The sequence below is a fragment of the Caballeronia sp. LZ003 genome, from assembly GCF_031451465.1.
In the GTDB taxonomy this organism is placed as follows: domain Bacteria; phylum Pseudomonadota; class Gammaproteobacteria; order Burkholderiales; family Burkholderiaceae; genus Caballeronia.
In genome coordinates this window covers 1-528 of record NZ_JARUXJ010000149.1, presented here as the reverse complement: position 1 = coordinate 528, position 528 = coordinate 1, and the positions used below count along the sequence as shown (strand labels likewise).

Genomic DNA, 528 nt, shown 5'->3' with positions numbered 1-528 from the left:
AAAGAAAGCGTACGAGTTCGCGGTAATAGCGTTCGACCACTGGATGAGTATTGTGCTGTCCGACTCTGTCCAGCCGACGGAAGACGCACGCATTGTTCGCACTAAAGATGCGAATGATTATCGTTTAAATCGGAGGGATAGGCAAGCGAGGGCGGTGGCGTGAGTGATTTCGGTAGACCGTGTAAGGAATACGGCGGTGTGCATTGTCTTTGAATCCGCCTCGCGATCGCTAACCCGGCACGAACATATAGCCCGCTCCGCGAATAGTCTGGATCAGACGAGGCGTGCCTGGATCCTCCTCGATCGCTTGCCTCAGTCGCCAGACGTGCAAGTCAATTTGTCGCTCCGCAAAATTCGAGTGTGTTCCGTGAAGGAGCGATGTGAGCTTGAGCCGGGAAAGGGCCTGCTTGGGAAAACGGGCGAACGCGGAAAGAAGCGTGTATTGCGCGCCCGTCAGATTCAGTACCGCTTGGCCGCGAAATGCCGTACGTGTTCTCGGATCGATGCGAATCAGCGGCGACTCAAACA

General features: G+C 55.3%; 1 protein-coding gene. It reads right to left on the bottom strand.

Translation table 11 applies throughout. The features are described from left to right. Positions 1 to 229: 229 nt before the first annotated feature. Positions 230 to 528 (bottom strand): winged helix-turn-helix domain-containing protein (locus tag QCE79_RS33520; RefSeq protein WP_309851815.1); only part of this gene is annotated, 299 nt, incomplete at its 5' end.